Source organism: Mucilaginibacter sp. P2_A5 (assembly GCF_056404995.1).
The window spans coordinates 30,086-47,572 of sequence record NZ_JBFUCY010000002.1; the positions used below are offsets into that span (position 1 = coordinate 30,086).

Below are 17,487 nucleotides of genomic sequence, written 5' to 3' on the forward strand. Positions count from 1 at the left end.
CTGCACATCATGACCCCATCACACCGATGGCTCCGCATCCTCAACAATGGCTTTCTTCTTTTTTATCCTGAAGCCTTTAGCCAGTTTGTTTTGTTCTTTTTCCTCGTCGCCCAGGATAATGCCCCAGGGTTGCAGACTTTCTACCCGATCGAAAATAATTTTTAGCACCGCTATGCTGGGGATTGACAGGAACATGCCCGGTATGCCCCATATCATTTCGCCCACTACCACGCCAAGCACGGTTATCAAAGCGTTGATCCGCACTTTGGAGCCAACAACAATGGGCAGTAGTACATTGCTGTCAATTAAATGGGTAACAACCAGCGTAACCATTACCCAGATAACTTTGGTACTATCCGGCGATGTGCCCAGCGTAACCACGGCGCTTACCACCAGGGCGCTAAAAATACCCACGTAAGGGATAATATTAAACACTCCGGTAATCAAGCCCAGCAAAATGGCATACTGCAGCCCCATAAAACTGAATGCCACACTTACGCCCGTAGCTATAATGCTCATTTCAATAAGCAAACCAATAATGTACTTACGGATAATGCGTTGCACCTGTTCAATTACTTCATGCACGGTGGTTTTATTTTCGGGCAAAAAAACCGATACCAGGAATTTCATGATTAGCCGGCGGTATAGCAAAAAGAAAAACGTATATATAAAGGTAAACACCAAAAACAGCAGAATAGACGATAACGACAGCACCGTTGCCCCCAATATCGCAGGATCTGGCGACATTACCTTACTGGCCGCCGAATTTACCACCCTGAGCTGCTTACCGCGCGTTACATGGAAGGTATCCTGCACCCAGCCCCTGAATTCCCACATCGATTGACTGATCTGCGCCTGGAACCGCGGCCAATCCTTTGCCAGATCGGCAATTTGCGAGGCGATGACATAGATTAATAACCCTATCAGCGATAGCAGCAGCACCACAGCCGTCATGGAGGCGGCACTTCGCGGCAAACGCAGCCGCTTCTCTAAAAAGGCGGCCACCGGCAGCAACAAAATCGAGAACAGGCACGAAAATATCAACGGCGAGAGGATCTCTTTGCCAATGATCACCAAATAACCAATGGCAAACAGGCTGAACAATACGCAGGCCAGTTTAATATAAAACGGAAGTTTATTAAGGGTTTTCAGGTCCATGGTTAAGGCAGGCACATGTGGTGCATTGGCGTAAAGTTATGAAATAACATGCATCTGCGCAGCCGCTATTCTCCAAAATGGCAATGCCTGCGGCCCGGGCTATGCACTCATACACCTGCAGGCATTCCGCGCCCGGCCGGTAACCGTTTCTATCCCTATTGCGAACATCCCGGAAGGCGAAAAGGCGTTGGAACATCCACACATACGCACCAGCTTAGCTGCAAAAAAATAATGACATCTGCTGGATCTCTTGTAGAGGCGCATCACATGCGCCTCCCGCCAAACAGGCGAGTGCCTACGACATGATTAGTTTACAAAAGTTACAAATGAACCCACGGCATGCAGCGGCACAACATTTGCGCCAAGGTGTGATCTATTCTTCGATGTCAGTTGAATCCATTGGCATATCATCCCAACGTACACCATAAGGGAGACCTCCACTGGTATAGCCCGCAATAAAGGCGAACTCACCATCCTGAAATTCCTTCAGTGTATCTGCATTTTGTTTCGCCTCTTTCTTTTTGCGGTTTTGCTCAGTCCTGTCAGCCATAGTGTGTTTCACTGCGGTTTCGTATTCTGTTGTTACGGTTACGCCCAGCATCCTTAATTCGTTTATAGCAGCAAGTAGGTCAACACGAAAATGCTGGGCATATCCGCGAACAATATTTTTACCGGTATAGGTGCCGATCCAATCCTTTGCCTTTAATAAGCGCCGGGGGCGCGGTAATGTTGTTCGCTTAGGCGCAAGATTTTTCCTCTTCTTTTTCATGAACGTCCGTAAAAATAAATAAATTCTGACTGGGTAGGTATTATCATGTCTTAAGTCAACAGGTGTAGCCGCTTCATTCGTCCCTCATTCAGCCCTATGATGCTATTAGTTTACAAATTCACAAGTGATCCTCCCGCTTGCAGCCCCTCAACACTTGCGCTAAATGAGGCTTTCTTAATTCTTGATTCTAATTTCTTGACTCTTCCCCCGCACCAAGCCCAGCACCACTTCAAAAGCCGTTTTTTTCTCCCGGCGCGCCATTAGCCAGGCTATAAAGCTTAAGGTGAAAATATCATGATTTTCTGCCTTGTCGGCCAGGTTTAAAACCTGGTCCCGGTAGGCTGGTTCAAAAACCACATCGGGTTTTTGCAGGTATTTTTCAACCAGCTTCAAAAACAATAGTACCCGCTCCTCCGAAGTTTTCAGCAGGTACTTCTTATAGCGCCGCCTGAAGCTGGTTAGCCGCGACATGGCAACGTCGATGTTGGAGAACTGCGCATGCACCAAAATTTCCATCAGGTTTTTGCGGATGGTCCATAGCATGCCCATCTTTTTTTCGTACCAGGCATCGGTGCGCGTTAGTAAAGTGAGCTGTTTTAAACTTTGCTGGTTGTTGCACAGGGCCAAAAACATGGCCAGGCATATGCGCACATCTTCTATATCTTCAGGTTTGCTCCTGTTGTTGGTTTTGGCGAGCGATTCCTGCAATATGGCCGTAGCATCGTTGGCAAAACCTGTAAAAAACAGGTTAAGGGCGCGGAGTAACTGGTAACGCAAATAAAATACCGCATGGTAACGGCTATCTGTTTCCATTAAATCAATCATTTCCTTTAAATAGGATGCACTCCTGGCAAAATCCTTTTGCCGCAGGTGAAAGTTGGCCAAAAAATAGAGGATAGATATATGGTAAAAAAGGTACGACTGTTTTTTAGCCGCCTGGCCTTGCATAAACTGATCCGTCCGGTTCACGTAGCGCTCTATCAATCCATAATTTTGCTGTATCGCCGCGTATTCATTGGCGATGAAAAGGATCTGGTAGATGGATTTATAGGTCATCAGGTCCTGTGCCGAGATCTTGTATTTCCTAATCGTGGTGATCACCAGGCTGGTCAAATTCACTATCTTCCCTTGCAGGTGTATCGCCTGTAGTTCCTGTCTCAAAAAGGCGTAGGCCATGTTTAGCTTAGCCTCGCGCTGCATGTGTAACTGGTTCTGCATAAAGCGCGCGGTGAGGGCATCCAGGTCTTCGGCTCCCTCCAGATGGACATATTGCAGCTTCAGCAGCAAAAGCTCATTCAATAAATTAAACTGCTCCAAATGGTTGGCCAGCCTTTCGGCTTTATCCAGGCATTTGAAGGCTACCTTATACACATCGTTCTCCAACAAAAAACGCCCCACCACCACCAGGCGCAAGGCATCGTAAGTTTCGGCATGGCTGCTTTCAAAGGTTTTTTGTGATAAAAACAGCAGCAAATTATCCTGCAGCCTTTTGCGTAATGCATGATAGGCGTCTTTATTTTTTTCGGGCTTGTACAGTTTGTTTATGCCTACTATGTCGTCAGTTTCTATTAAATGAAGTAAGGCCAGGTTTTTTACGTCGCCCCTTTTGTTTTTGCGCTGTAAAAACTGCCTGAATAGTGCTTTATCGGTATTATTGAGCAGGTTAACCAACTCCGAGAGTGAGTCCATATAGCTATGTTGATGCTCGTAAAGGTACGTTAATTACAAATCTATATCGTCAGTAATTTACATATTTTGATTTTAGCAGGCCGGTTTTACACCGCACATTTGCTTCCATATTAACAACTAAAACAACACAAACATGGAACCGCTACAAAACAAAACAGAAGAAAATTCAGCCTTTGGAAAATATGGCGACAAGATTAAAAGAAACCCATTAAAACCCACTGCCGCCTTTATAGGCGCCTCGTGGTTTGCCTTATTGGTGGGCGTGATAGGCTACTGCGTTGGCTTATGGAACGCAACTATACAGCTGAACGAAAAAGGCTATTATTTCACCATTTTATTATTTGGTTTATTCGCCGTTATCTCGGTACAAAAAAGCGTGAGGGACAGGTCCGAAGGGCTTGTAGTTACCGACCTGTACTACGGCCTCAGCTGGTTTGCCACCATCGCGGCAATGGTTTTATTAACCATCGGCCTGTGGAATACCGACCTGGCCCGAAGCGAGAAAGGCTTTTACGCCATGGCATTTTGCCTAAGCATGTTCTCGGCCATTGCCGTCCAAAAAAATACCCGCGACGCCAAATTGATAGACGATAAAGAACTGTAACGTAGCGGTTACCACCCCGCAGCGCCCTTGTTTAACAAGGCCTGCGGGGTTTTTTTAAATGAATTTAATATCGAACACTGAATATCCAATTTCGAATAACGAACCGAAAACTTCGGTGTTGGACATTCGATATTCAGTGTTCGATATTATTTGTTTCTCCGTTTTCCCTTCAAAATCTTACTACTTGATACTTGCTACTTGATACTAAAAAGGGGCAATACCTGCGGTCCGGGCTATGCGTTCATACGCCTGCAGGCATTACGCGCGGGGCCGGTACCCACTCCTATCCCTATTGCGGCAGAGAGGGGGGATCCTCCCACTTGCAGGCGCACAACACTTGCCCCCAAGGGGTATCATTTTTTATTATATTTATAGTATTTGCACACTTTGCTAAGCAGATCGAATTGCAAGTACCCACCTTCTGTGCCTATGTAAACGTGACGGGCATCGCCGACAGCGATTGAATTTAGGCTAAAAGCCCGATTAAGGGTATTATCAAATATAAGTTCTTTTTTAAAAATAACCTCTTTCTGCAAGTTGTGTATTCTGTAAACGTAATTCCAGGATACTGCCAAAATATCTTCATTTACCATGCATAATCCCAAAGGGAATTCATCAAACTCAAAGATTTTTAAATAGCTATATTCATCATTTTTCCAAACGAGTTTATAAAGGGCGCCCTGCGGTATACTTTCCAGGGAAATTGCGTCTTGTTTTACGGGAGCAGAAGTATCAATAAAATACACGTCATGCTTATAATTAAATATAAACGGAAAGTTACCACGTTTTATAACCGTCATCCTATCTGCATCATCAAAAAACTTTAATTGCCCCCAAAATTCCCCTTCGTCAGTTCCTACTATCCTGCCATTTTCTACACTGAGTTCCACCTCCCTATCCCGGTCGTTTGTATCGTAATATTCTATTTTTAACTTGCCTCTTTTTATGGCAACTTTAAAACCAAAAGTGTTTTTTAAAAATTCATACCATTCATCAGAACCGGGCCTGGGTAATGTAGTTTCTGTAAAGTCGACCAGCTGGTATCTCTGTGCTTTCAGGTCACAGGGCAAAATAACAACAATCAAAAAAAACAGGATGGTTTTAGTTATCGTCATTTAAAGCTTTCAGGTATAATTGCTGATACTAACATACTAAAACAATCTTAAAAAATCTTTTTATTTAGGTTTTATACTTGAAAGTAAACCCATGTTTAACCTGTGGCCGGTGTTATCACCGCATCACTTCCAGTTGGCCTTGCGGAAGCCCGTTATTATATAGATTTGCAACCTAAAGCATATGTAAAATACAAGCTTTGGCTGGTGCGGCGCTAATACCCGGCCATAAACTACCAATTCCGGACGTACCAGGAAACCATCACCAACAAAATCTATAATATCGCCGAGGCCAAAAGGCCATATTTTTTTGCAAATCGCTCCGGCTTATGGCAGTAGTTACCCCGGGTAATTACAACAACTGGAAAATTAAAAACAATACTTATGCTGCTTTTTGCAATTATATACTTCCATCCTTTTTTTGATTGATGTGCTTCAGGAATTCCAGGGTACACTATGATTTCCTGTAAACAACAAACGGCAACGGCCGGCTGGTTTTAGTTTTTGTCCACGTCGCAATTATCGAATCGGCGGTTACTCTCCCCGAGATATGCGGGTTGGTTTTAAACCGGGTGTTTTCTTCCTCTAAATTTATTTGCCCGTTTACAATATCGCCCCGCACGGTGATGCCCCTGCCATATTTTTGGTAACAATAAATACCTTCACATGTCTTTCCCTCGGGCCACAGCACAAATAATATGGCGAATGTGTCGATTTTCCCCGTAAAAAGCTGGTGAAGGGATTTTGACTTGTATTGGGCTACCGGGCCGCTTTTTAGTCCAAACACACATTTTCCGTAATCACTCAGGTATTTGCTGAACGAGGGCAAGCTAAATTTAACCACCATATCCCAGCCTTTTTGATTTTTGGATAGGCAGTTATCGCCGTTTAAAATGATGGAGCTGCCTTTGATATAAAAATCGTCGGTAATATAGTCGTGCAAATCACCGATAACTTCTTGCCATACGCTGTCCTGCTCGCCGGCGGCATGAATTTGGTCTTTAAAGGCACTTACGCTTTTTTTGATGGCCTGGCTTTTAAACTGTTTAAATCCGGTTGGTGTAAACAGGTCTTGCAGTTGCACCAGGTCGCCATTGCCGGGGTTAAAGTTATAATAACGAACCCAATAGGCAGTGGTCATACCGCTGCTTGATTCATCAAAACCAAGGCTCAGCACCTTGTTGTTATTGGTGAATACGGTGTAAGTCATTTCCCATTTCCCGCCGTAAATTGTACCATTATTATAGTTAACTTTTTCGAATACGGTTTTGGTTTGATAGCCTTTCAGCATCTCCAGTTCGGATAGCTGTAATAGCTCGTTTATTTTTGCAGTGGGCAACGCGCGTGCCGAATCGCTATAAAACACAGGAAAATGAAGGTCGCGGCCGTCCTCCACATATTCAACAGGTTTAACTGCAAAATAATGGGTTTGACCGTTGGCGCTTTTAGGCGCAAATGTGCAAAACAGCAGGATGACAGGCAAAAGCCATGATAAAGGTTTCATGTTGGCGATTCCCGGTAAAGGCCGTGAAATATGATTTAAATATAGTCAAATTTAAACGGCAAATATTGGCCTCCGGGGGGAAATTTTCCGATCGAGGGCATTCTTCAATTTTGACAAGCGCCATACAACAGATTACTATATATTTTAGCCTATTGTCGGTGTTATTACCGCTCCACTTCCAATTGGCTTTAGGGAGGCCTGATATTAATAGATTTGCGACAAAAGCATATGTAAAATACAAGCTTTGGCTGGTGCAGTGATAACACCGGCCAGAAACTAAACTGATAGACGATAAAGAACTGTAACGTAGCGGTTACCACCCCGCAGCGCCTTTGTTTAACAGGGCCTGCGGGGTTTTTAAATGATTTAATATCGAACACCGAATATCCAATATCGAATAATGAATTATAAAACTTCGGTGTTGAACATTCGATATTCAGTGTTCGATATTATTTTTTTCTCCGTTTTCCCTTCAATAGGTAACTATATTAGTCTATTTTGATAATCAGCCTACCTTGGCCCTGGGCCTTTGTACTTAATTCCTGTGCCAGGCCAACCTGATCCATAGAGAATACACGTGCAACAGGCAGGGAAAACCGTCCCTCATTGAATAACCCCATAGCTGCTTCCATCGCCGGTGTTAAATTCCGGGGTACGAAAGATGTTTTGATCCCAAATTCATGTGCTGAAACGTCGACGATAGTTAACACTTTATTTGGATCTCCTGTGATTTGAATAAGTTCCGGAATAATTCCCGAACCGGCAATGTCAAGTGCCGCCTGTACGCCATTTGGCGCCAGGGCTGCTACCCGCGCCGAAAGGCCGGGACCATAAGTTGTAGGTATTGCTCCCATAGATAGGAGATAATCATGCCTGCTTTCACTTGCCGTCCCTATTGTATTAATGCCTGCAGCCCTTGCAAACTGAATCACTGCTGATCCTACACCACCTGAGGCCCCACTTACCAGCAATGTTTCTCCTTTCCTGATACCTACTTCATCAATGATCCTGAAGGCTGTTTCAACAGGGATAGGGTAGCCAGCCGCTTCTTCAAACGAAATGGAATCGGGCTTATGTGCCCATTCCTGAAGTATGGCATATTCCGCAACTGTATTTTTACCCTTTCCAAACACAGCATCGCCTATTGCAACACCAGTTACACCTTCACCAATCGCGGTGACTATGCCCGAAGCATCGAGCCCCACTCCTGCCGGAAAAGAAACCGGCATAAAATCATGTAAATAACCTGCCCGAAGCGTTCCGTCGATTTTATTAACACCAGCCGCCTTCACAGCAATAATAATCTGACCGGGCCCAGGTTCAGGAATATTTACTTCTTCTATTTTTAAAACTTCGGGGCCACCGTATTGATGAAATCTTACTGCTTTCATATTTCTTTAATTTTTTTTGTAAATGTAATCCCAACACTATACTTTTACAAGTAGTATAATAAAACTGTATTAGTTAAAATAACTGTAGTATTACTGATAATGAGCACAATAAAATTTAATACTGATGAAGAAATTAGCTGCCCGGTGAATTACGCAATTAATTTACTGAGCGGTAAATATAAATTGCGGATTCTGCATGCCTTACTTAACGGAAGTCCCAAAAGGTTTAAAGTATTGGAGAGAGAGATCACCGGTGTGTCGCCAACCATGCTCACCATGCAATTGAGAGAACTCGAGCGCGATGGCCTGATAAGCCGGGAGATTTTTGCTACGGTGCCCCCAACTGTAGAATACAGGCCTACCCCATTGGGGCAAACAACGCTTCCCATGCTTACCGAGATATACAAATGGGGCTTAGCCCATCAACTACATCAGCATAGTTTATAAAATACACCGTTTATGTAAATGTGATGTTGTAAAGCCCAATTACGGATTTTGGCCCCATTTTTAGCCTGTGACCGGTGTGATAACACCGACCGGAAGCTAAACATCCACCAGAAGCTAAGCCACCCTGTCATTCTGAGGAACGAAGAATCTACTGTCCGCTATGCAAGCTACGATGGCACAAGTGAGCCTCCCGCGTGCAGCCGCATAACACTGCGCCAAAGAGGGCTTACAATGTGGTTAGGCTAACAATCCAAATTCATTACAAAAATGTAAATAATTTACATTTTTGTAATGAATTTTCTTATCTTTACATATTGCATGAAATATAATGAAAGTTAAAAATGTACAATCAGGTGTCGAATTTGAAGCCGAGATCCTGCTTGTATCGAAAGAAGATCTCAAAGCTATAAAAAAAGACATAAAGAGATTTTCGAAGTTTGATTGGTCATTATACAAGAGTAAAGAAGTTTATAAACTAAAGCTTAAAAATGACAACGAAATTTTAGGCTTGATGTGTATTGTTGATCATACCGACCCTCAAACAGATGCAATTGAAATCGGGTTACTGGAAGTTACTATCGAAAATGTTGGTAAAGACAAAAAAATAGAAAATATTGGCGGTTGCCTTATAGCCTTTGCATGCCGCGAGTCCATTAAACGGGGACATGATGGATTTGTTTTTTTAGTCCCCAAAACTAACCTGATTACTCATTATATTAAAATTTATGGTTTCGAACGTATGCCAATCAGAACCCCAACCAGGCCCGAAGGAATTCTTGTACTTTACGGTCAAACAAGCAGGTTGTTGATTGAGAAATATCTGAAATAATTCTTCGTTACATTTAAGCACAGAAACAATGAGCACACACAAAGATTATACTCTTAAAGATTTAGCAGAATCTTACGTTTTCCCGGATGTTGTAACAGGACAAGAACGAGATGAGCTTTTAAATGCATTTCGTGATTTTAGAAAACAAAAGTCTGATGCGGAATCCGCAGAAAGCAAATCAAAAAACCGTTTATTACAGTTAAAATTTTTGATGGAAGATTATTTAGTATCTCCCAGGTTTGAAGAACGATACGACTTTGGGTTTTTCCTGCACCAATATATCAACTGCCTTGAAATGAACTATGCCGATTTTGCCAGGGATATCGATGTTGGAGCAAGTACCATCAGCCAGATTATTGGGAAGCATAGAAAACCAACGGATAGAATCATTTTGAGGTTACATATTCACTCCAACAAGAATTTTCCTGTTGCCTTATGGTACCGTTTGTTGGAAAAGGAAAAAATCAATGAAATAGAAAACAATAAATCTATTTTAGAAGCGGAAAGTAAATACGTTAAACATAGTATCGCCTTTCATTTGTACGAATAATCTTCTTCGGATTTAAAAAAGTAAACGGCCTTAATAATTAATATTAGGGCCGTTTTAGCCTGTGATCGGCGTTATCATCGCAGCACTTCCGGTTGGCCTTACAGAAGCCCGGTATTATATAAATTTGCAAAAAAGCATATGTAAAATACAAGCCTTGGCTGGTGCGGTGATAATACCGAACAGAAGCAAAAAAATGTTATGTTTACATTATCACCTCACTTACCAAAATGACAGGACTGATATTGGTATAATTTGAAAAATCAGCACGAATGGCATCTCTGTTTGGCGCGATAGCAGCTTGATAGTCGCTTAGGCTTTTTATATAAAATGTGCCAATAGCCATAAAAGGCAGCGGTTGGTTTGGAATACCACTGGCAATCCCTTTTTCGATGGTGTATTTAACCAAATTTGATCCTAAAAACCGCGCTACCATTGGCATGTGCTTCGATTCATAATATTCCATATTAAAGGTCTTACCTTCGGCATAAGGGTACATGACAGATACTTTAATTAAGCCTTTTTCAACAATAGTTACGTTCTGCTTTTCCTGGCAAAACGCAGTAACAGAAATGGTTAAAAGGAGAAATGATAAAATCAGCCTTAATTTCATAATTGGTTTATTTAACTGAAGGTGTTCAATTTAATATACAAATATTAACATATTGTATTTATTCACAAAACGTTATGTCGACTAAAATTTAAGGTTTTTATACCATCGTTCTTTGCCCCTGGTGTGTTTTCAAATAACGGTGATCGTCACTACTTCCCTCCGCTGCCTCCAGGCTTGCGGCAGCGCAAAAAAGTACTCGCTGGAGCGGGGCAAAGGGTTTTGGCTATTATAACATTGTAACGGGTTTCGGTTTTTTGGGAGATAATTCCAACCAAGTGCAGCCCTGTTTTTTTGGCTTAATACTTTAAAATCATAGTTAACAGGCAACTGCCTACTCAATTTTTAGTGGCGGCCCTACCAGCTGCATTTCATGGTCGGCAAAAATCTTTTCAAGTTCGGGGTGCGATGGTTCATGATCTAACGCCTGCATCGCCAAAAAAAACTCCTCCAGCTTACCCGCGGGCTGAAAAGTAACTGTCATCTTTCCTTTTTCGCTTACCTGTGTCCAGGCATGCGGAACAGCACGGGGCAAAAAAATACTTTCACCGGCGCTTAAATGAAATTTATCATCGCCAACTTTAAAAAAGTAGGCCCCCTCTACAACATAAAAAACTTCGTCCTGCTTTGGGTGAATGTGCAAGGGCGTGCCACGGCCTTGCGATAAACTGGTTTGTTCAAAAATAGCCAGGTCGCCATCGGTATCTTTCCCGGATATCTTCACATCAAGTATATTTGAATTTACGCCCTTAAGTTTAATATGGCCGTGAACCCTCCCTTCGCCGGCTTGTACTTTAAACCCTTTATTGGTACGGGTATCGCCATACTTTTTTATACCATGGGCAAATGATGTAAATGGAATAGCCGCGAACGTTAATACGGTTGTTATAAATCTGTTTCTTTTCATAGGTATAAGGTTAATGTGCAGTGGATAGACAGACAACGAAAAATGTGCTGATATAAAGTTAATTATAATTTATATTATAAAGTTTAAATTAAACTTTTGCATGCCGGTGCATCCTGATATATCAATTAGGGGTGGGTTGCGGCAGCGAAGAAAAAAGTGCTTGCGCGAGCGGGAGGAGCTGGGGATAACACCAGCCATAAGCGAAACTAATTGGCGGAAGGATCTTTCATTTTACCAGACTTCGTCTCATCAATCTCCGAACCTCCTGGCTTGTGCGCCCGCATGCTCAATATACGCCATGCCTTTAGCACAATCAACTACACAACTTGTTAATCTCAATCTTTTAATATTACCCTTTCGCCCCGCTTAAAATAAAAATCCCGGATATATATTATAACATCCGGGATTTGCGTGGCGTATACTTAGCATGGCGTTTACCTGTCAGCGGGCACACAAGCCTGGAGGCGGCAGCGAAAAAAGCTCTTGCGGGAGCGAGGGGCGGCAGCGACACGTAGTGCGCCAGCGGAAAATTACGCGTGCGCCAGTTTGGGGGCCTTATAGATTCTTAAGTTTTAGAACATCGTTTGTAGCTTTTCTGATACGCCTGATTAACGCATTAAAATCTTCAATGGTGTACCATTTGTATTTTGTACTATCTCTAAATTCCGCTAAGCCAATAACATATTGGTTTTTGTCGAAGTCACTATTACCCACCAGTGTATAGTGTGCAAAATAATTTCTTTCATCATTTAATCTTCTTATTTCGTCAAGAAATTTACCATGTGGGTAAGTATTACTTTTAGTTTTTGTGAATCCACTATCGATCGCCTTCTGTTCCAAAATAGTTTTAAATGAACTTCTTTTACTTTCAAAAGTCATTCTGTTAAGAATAATTGAGCGAAATGAGTTCTGCATAGAACTATCAAAAACGAAATGTTCCGCTAAATAATACTCTATTGCGATTTCGAGCACTGTAAATTCGCTTATTAATTGCCCTCTGTGTAGATGTGCAATTGTTAACCAATCTTCTAATTTCATTTATTTATGAATAAAAAAAAGCCCACAAAAGGGCTTAACAATTATAACATTTTACAGCCGTTGTTGGAATGGTCTTTAACCACCCTATTTCTATTAAACTTACACGTCCTTGGCGCAGTCTTGAGCGTTGGAAACGACGGCACAGTGGCTTGTGCCTGTTTGCCGAATCGAAGAGTGGAGCCGAGGATTACGACATGGTTAGTTGTTCTACAAGAGCCACAAGTGATCCTCCCGCTTGCAGCCGCACAACACTTGCGCCAAGGGGGGCTTGCGATGTGAATGGCTTACAAAGTCACAAGTGAGCCTCCCGCATACAGCCGCACAACACTTGCGCCAAGGGGGAAAAAAAATCGAGGGTTGGCCCCCATTATCCTAACAGCCGCTTTCTAATACTTTGAAAGAAATTTTGATTTTTCTTCTCGCTTTACGATTAAAGCTGAAGATTACAAAGAGCAGTTTTGAGTTAACCCTCAACTGGTAAGCTTTGTCCGTTTTTACTGCCGCTTCGGTTGCAGATTTAAAAAGAGGTGTAAGCCTCTTTTTTTTTGCTTTTATATTACCTATTCTTACTTCCGAAGCCGTTGTTGGAGTTGTCAGGCTGACCGAGAATTATTTTAAGTGCCCTGAGAATCGCGTAAAAGCAATTTGTCTCAGATACCTATCCGAATACTCGTGTGTTGGATTTGAATTCTCGGTCAACCTGTTGTCTCCAACAACTTCGGTCCCGGCGGCAAACTAGTTAAAACGTAAGCTGTATGCCAATTCCTATTAGACAACGACCCTGCCAATTGATGACGATAAAATCGGGGTCAGATGGCTTTGGCTATTGCGACATTTTAATGGTCGACGAATTTGTTGGAGACAACTCCAACAAAGTGCGGCCGGGAACACCAACAAGGGCGGAGTTAATTATTTCTTTGGTTGAATTTTAGTCGATAAAACAACTTTCATATTATTACTAGTAGCTGCCTCTCCGCTAACATTAAAAAACAAATACTTAACCCCACCTTGTGCCTTAAGATTAACGGAACCACTAACTTCAATACTCACGTTACATTCTTCTGTTACATCCTCAGATATAGATTCTATTACTGAATTTAGAAGTTCCTTGAGCTGGACGGCAATCGTATCTTCAGCTCCGCCCAATGTAGCGAGAGTTTCAGAGTTTCCTATTTTTACGTTACTTGAATTACCAGATTCAGAAGTAATTGCATAAATTTCTAATGACATGTGCTTAAATTTTAGTTAACTGAATAAAAAGGATCACCATAAATACAATAAAACAACCAAAATAGATTTCTTTTTTTAGTTGCCGTCCTCTTGGCTGCAAGAACTGCCTGTCCAACATTTGAATCCCCTGAAAAAAGTTCTTTATAAACATCTTCGGCGAAACTAATGGCATAAGTAATAGGTACCGCTCCTAAGGTGCCAATAAAAACATCTGCACCATTTAGATAAAATTCCCAGCCAAATGAACTGAACCGACCAAATTTTAGTATTGGTGCCGAGGACGAGCAAGCATTTGCAAAGACCATACTTCCTTGCTTCAATGGAAGCAATTTTATTGTATCTGGCGGTAAGTTTAATATTCTTGATTTATCTAATGCAATTTGCAGCATATGTGGCTCAAGATGTCCATGGCATGTGCAATGAATGGCATCGGTTTCAAGTAATGCTTTTGAAAATACAGATACGGGCTGTTCGGTGAGTATTTCAATGTTCTCCTTAGAAATAATTGTGTCAAACAGGTGTCTTGCTCGTTCGGCCTCTATTTTAGGAACCCCCCCGCCAATGACATTAACTACTCTATTAATCTTTTGTTTTAGATTGCCTTGATGTCGGTCTTTTTCTGGAACTCCACTTGCTAAAGTTATTCTAGGATGCCTGGCAACGATAAATTTACTTCCCCAAAAATCCTCGCCATCAAAAATTAGTTCCCAAGGAATCCATTGCTCATTAGTGGAAACTATAAGAACTGTGTCGGGGGGCCATTTTTTTATCAATATCGCTAGTTCTGCTGGTATTAGTTCCAGAAATAACGTATTACCTAACCCCTGCATATTTACGGAAATTGAATCCCAATAGTCGTCATTTGGGTTTGCTTGTGTTGCAACTTCATATAAAAAAGCATTCAAATCGCGTTGATAATCAGAAATTTGCTCTATTGAAGGGGGATCCATTTTTTCCCAACTTAAGTTTTGTTCGCTATCGATCGACAAAACACGGTATGATAATTTTCGCTCCTTCTCCATCCATAGTACATTAAGGGTATATTTAGGAACCGATGCTGTGTGGTTTTCTGTAATTGCTAGAACAGTTAACGGGTCCTGAATAATCTTGAAATCAGAGGGGGTATCTACACCATTCAAATAATAACCAACCTCGGTTTCTACAATAACGTAGCCAACCCTGGCAGCTTCAAAAAAAAATTCAATTTCAATTGCGTGTTTTCCGGTATCTAATGCGACCAAGTCAAAAACAGCAATTTCAGAATCTTCACTTACTAAAAACCTTAATTGTTTATGCCAGTCTCTCAACGCGAAACCCTTAGCGCTAATGTTAATTTCTAAGCATATTTCTCTTGTTTCGGAATTGATTAATAAATCGAGTTGTTTTAATACTCGAGTATAAGACGGTATAGCTTTTGTTAGCTGAACGCGCAATTGTACTTTTTTATTTATTTGACATTTTGAAGGAAAGTCAATGAAGGTAAAGCGTTTTTCATTCGATGGCATTTCTTGAACATTTTCCTTAGGAGTGGCAATTTCTCCGTCCATTTTAATATTAAAGTCGGATCCAATCTCAACGTGATAATCTAGTATTCCGCTCACACTTTTCACTCCCCCTATACTGTAAATTACATCACCGCCTAAACTATATGACTCTCTATGGTTTTCTTTTTGTTCTTCGTGCTCTAAAAATGCTATTAATGACTTTTTGGTGTATTTTTTATAAAAATGTTGATACTTATTTATTGATAATAATAGCTGTTCAAAATGTTTTGCGTGATTTTTAATCGTATAAAATCTTATTAAATATGCCTGCGCAGACCTTCCAACCTCTTTGAAAAATAAGTCTAAAAAAGCAGCAAATAATTCGAAGGCGAAATAATCATTAGGTGTATTTTCGTATTTTAATAACTGCAGTATAAGTTCAATTTTGACGTTTTTATTATTTGTATCTAAAAATACTGCAGTTGCTAAAAGCATTTCATCTCCCGGAACGTACCATTTCGCATATTTATATTGTTGATATTGGATAAGCAATTGGATTTGATCTTTTGCCTTTCGTGTCTCTAAAACTATAAAATCGCGAAGATTCTTAGAAAAAAAAATGCTTTTATCTAGGAACTGAGTTTTGTATTCTTCCAAGCCGTATGAATCAAACAAAAATTGATATTTTGACAAAACCCACTTACGCCCATCGGGTTTTATTATTAATATTCTATCAAATACATAATTCAATTGATCAAGGTTTAGAGGGTAATTTTTTTGAATTATCTCCGCGGCATGTGCAAGAAGTGTAAATTTTATATCAGGTGTCGAAATAGCTTCTGCTAAAAAAAACGCGCCAAGTTGTTTTAATTCGCTATCGTTCCTGTCCCAGTAACATTTAGCAACCACTATCTCTGCGTAATTTAAGAGCTTTTCAGGTTCACTTTTGATCTGATAAAGACAAGTTAGTATTGAATTAATAAGTAATTTATCTTGGCAATTCGGCTTCGCCACAATTGCATATAGCGCGCGCCATGATTCGTCAATAGTTAGTGGATCAAGTATTAATTTTGATACTATCAAGATGGTTTCAATATATTCGCTCGGATCACTGCTTGAAAATTTATCACCTCCCATTTCGTTTGGAATGAAGCCCAATTGTAACATCTTATTAACAAAATCTCTAAGTGATAAAAATGATTCGAGGTTCTTTTTTATTAATAAATTAGCTCGAAGCAAATCTTTTTGACCAATAAGAGCAATACTTTGGGTAATATTTCTTTCAAGGGTAGCGGGATAGTAATCTGCAAGACAATATGCCTCACCATACTCTTTGTCATTTAGCAAATCGATAATCGGATGAATCCAACTTTTTTCTGATAAGGGGTTAGGTTGCATAGCTTGTAATATTTTTTTTGCAACTAATTGACTGCAATATATTTACATCGAATTTACAAATTTTATTGATTTAAAAATCCAAATAAAAAAAATAGTTTAAGTCTGGTTGCTTATTAATGTGTCCCGTATTTTATTCCCCCAGCTACCGCAAGGTCCCCCTTGTGGTCCGCATGCTAAGTATTGAATATGCAAATTCCGGATGCTTAACTGGATTGGGATTTTGTGTTATTAGGCAGGGTTAAAAGGGTAATGCGAATTTATATAGGTTATCCTCCCTGCCAAATCTTAACCCTATGATCTCTCGGTTAAAGCCCATGCCCTTCGGTGCCTCTTTTAGTGCCAACAAACACAAACATTTTACAAGCTCCCAAACTGCGGAAAGCACCAATTCAATGTTAACCATGTTTAATTACAAACATTTGATTATCAAATATTTATAATTAATTTACATAAAATGTGTTAAGTTATGTTAACCATGTTTCAGCCAGTTGTCGGTGTTATGCCCCGTTCATTTAGCCTCAGGGAAGGCCAAAGGCAATCACCAAATAGGTTTCCAACTAAGGCTATTTTAAAACGCAAACCCTGGCTGGTACGGTGGGTAACACCGGCCAGAAGCTAAAAAATCCCGGATGCCTGATAACATCGGGGATTTCTTGTTTAACGGTTTTCGCGTTAGTGATTGTATCCCGATTTTATCGGGACCTCGCGCCTAATGCCTTGTGCGCGTATGAGGGGAAAGCACGGCCCGTTTCTACCAACGGGAACGCCCA

The 17,487-nt window shown here is 41.1% G+C and carries 15 protein-coding genes; 4 read left to right on the forward strand and 11 right to left on the reverse strand.

What is annotated here, in order from left to right:
- Positions 1 to 18: 18 nt before the first annotated feature.
- The 3 genes from AC1DXF_RS01795 to AC1DXF_RS01805 form a co-directional block, all read right to left on the reverse strand.
- A complete protein-coding gene (locus tag AC1DXF_RS01795; RefSeq protein ID WP_477445509.1) occupies positions 19 to 1,158 on the reverse strand; it encodes an AI-2E family transporter in 1,140 nt (379 codons plus the stop codon).
- 373 nt (positions 1,159 to 1,531) lie between these two features.
- Positions 1,532 to 1,927: a hypothetical protein gene (locus AC1DXF_RS01800; RefSeq protein WP_477445511.1), complete on the reverse strand. Its 396-nt coding sequence runs from the start codon at positions 1,925 to 1,927 to the stop codon at positions 1,532 to 1,534.
- Between the two features lie 174 nt (positions 1,928 to 2,101).
- A complete protein-coding gene (locus tag AC1DXF_RS01805; RefSeq protein WP_477445513.1) occupies positions 2,102 to 3,616 on the reverse strand; it encodes a hypothetical protein in 1,515 nt (504 codons plus the stop codon).
- Positions 3,617 to 3,749: 133 nt separating this feature from the next.
- On the opposite strand from AC1DXF_RS01805, the gene yiaA reads away from it, so the two are divergent.
- Positions 3,750 to 4,220: an inner membrane protein YiaA gene (gene yiaA / locus AC1DXF_RS01810; protein WP_477445515.1), complete on the forward strand. Its 471-nt coding sequence runs from the start codon at positions 3,750 to 3,752 to the stop codon at positions 4,218 to 4,220.
- A 353-nt stretch (positions 4,221 to 4,573) separates the two neighbouring features.
- Here yiaA and AC1DXF_RS01815 read toward each other — a convergent pair whose 3' ends face one another.
- The 3 genes from AC1DXF_RS01815 to AC1DXF_RS01825 all read right to left on the reverse strand — a co-directional run bounded on the left by AC1DXF_RS01815 (position 4,574) and on the right by AC1DXF_RS01825 (position 8,227).
- The gene (locus AC1DXF_RS01815) at positions 4,574 to 5,335 is read right to left on the reverse strand and encodes a hypothetical protein (protein WP_477445517.1); all 762 of its coding nucleotides are present in this window, start codon (positions 5,333 to 5,335) and stop codon (positions 4,574 to 4,576) included.
- 451 nt (positions 5,336 to 5,786) lie between these two features.
- Complete coding sequence (locus tag AC1DXF_RS01820) at positions 5,787 to 6,836, reverse strand: hypothetical protein (protein WP_477445519.1); 1,050 nt, start codon at positions 6,834 to 6,836, stop codon at positions 5,787 to 5,789.
- A 488-nt stretch (positions 6,837 to 7,324) separates the two neighbouring features.
- Positions 7,325 to 8,227: an NADP-dependent oxidoreductase gene (locus tag AC1DXF_RS01825; RefSeq protein WP_477445521.1), complete on the reverse strand. Its 903-nt coding sequence runs from the start codon at positions 8,225 to 8,227 to the stop codon at positions 7,325 to 7,327.
- Between the two features lie 99 nt (positions 8,228 to 8,326).
- On the opposite strand from AC1DXF_RS01825, the gene AC1DXF_RS01830 reads away from it, so the two are divergent.
- From AC1DXF_RS01830 to AC1DXF_RS01840, 3 genes are all read left to right on the forward strand, one after another.
- The gene (locus tag AC1DXF_RS01830; RefSeq protein ID WP_477445523.1) at positions 8,327 to 8,674 is read left to right on the forward strand and encodes a winged helix-turn-helix transcriptional regulator; all 348 of its coding nucleotides are present in this window, start codon (positions 8,327 to 8,329) and stop codon (positions 8,672 to 8,674) included.
- 328 nt (positions 8,675 to 9,002) lie between these two features.
- On the forward strand, positions 9,003 to 9,503 hold the full coding sequence (locus AC1DXF_RS01835; protein ID WP_477445525.1) for a hypothetical protein: 501 nt from the start codon (positions 9,003 to 9,005) through the stop codon (positions 9,501 to 9,503).
- 28 nt (positions 9,504 to 9,531) lie between these two features.
- Positions 9,532 to 10,053: a hypothetical protein gene (locus AC1DXF_RS01840; protein WP_477445527.1), complete on the forward strand. Its 522-nt coding sequence runs from the start codon at positions 9,532 to 9,534 to the stop codon at positions 10,051 to 10,053.
- Positions 10,054 to 10,255: 202 nt separating this feature from the next.
- Here the strand turns inward: AC1DXF_RS01840 and AC1DXF_RS01845 are convergent, their stop codons facing one another.
- The 5 genes from AC1DXF_RS01845 to AC1DXF_RS01865 all read right to left on the reverse strand — a co-directional run bounded on the left by AC1DXF_RS01845 (position 10,256) and on the right by AC1DXF_RS01865 (position 16,717).
- Positions 10,256 to 10,663: an EthD family reductase gene (locus tag AC1DXF_RS01845; protein ID WP_477445529.1), complete on the reverse strand. Its 408-nt coding sequence runs from the start codon at positions 10,661 to 10,663 to the stop codon at positions 10,256 to 10,258.
- A gap of 331 nt (positions 10,664 to 10,994) precedes the next feature.
- Positions 10,995 to 11,567 (reverse strand): cupin domain-containing protein, encoded by a 573-nt coding sequence (locus AC1DXF_RS01850; RefSeq protein ID WP_477445531.1) that lies wholly within the window; start codon positions 11,565 to 11,567, stop codon positions 10,995 to 10,997.
- A gap of 555 nt (positions 11,568 to 12,122) precedes the next feature.
- Positions 12,123 to 12,605, reverse strand: a complete 483-nt coding sequence (locus AC1DXF_RS01855; protein ID WP_477445533.1) for a hypothetical protein — start codon at positions 12,603 to 12,605, stop codon at positions 12,123 to 12,125.
- A gap of 909 nt (positions 12,606 to 13,514) precedes the next feature.
- Entirely contained in the window at positions 13,515 to 13,835 is a 321-nt protein-coding gene (locus AC1DXF_RS01860; RefSeq protein ID WP_477445535.1) for a hypothetical protein, read from the reverse strand.
- A gap of 11 nt (positions 13,836 to 13,846) precedes the next feature.
- Positions 13,847 to 16,717: a hypothetical protein gene (locus AC1DXF_RS01865; protein WP_477445537.1), complete on the reverse strand. Its 2,871-nt coding sequence runs from the start codon at positions 16,715 to 16,717 to the stop codon at positions 13,847 to 13,849.
- Positions 16,718 to 17,487: the final 770 nt, after the last annotated feature.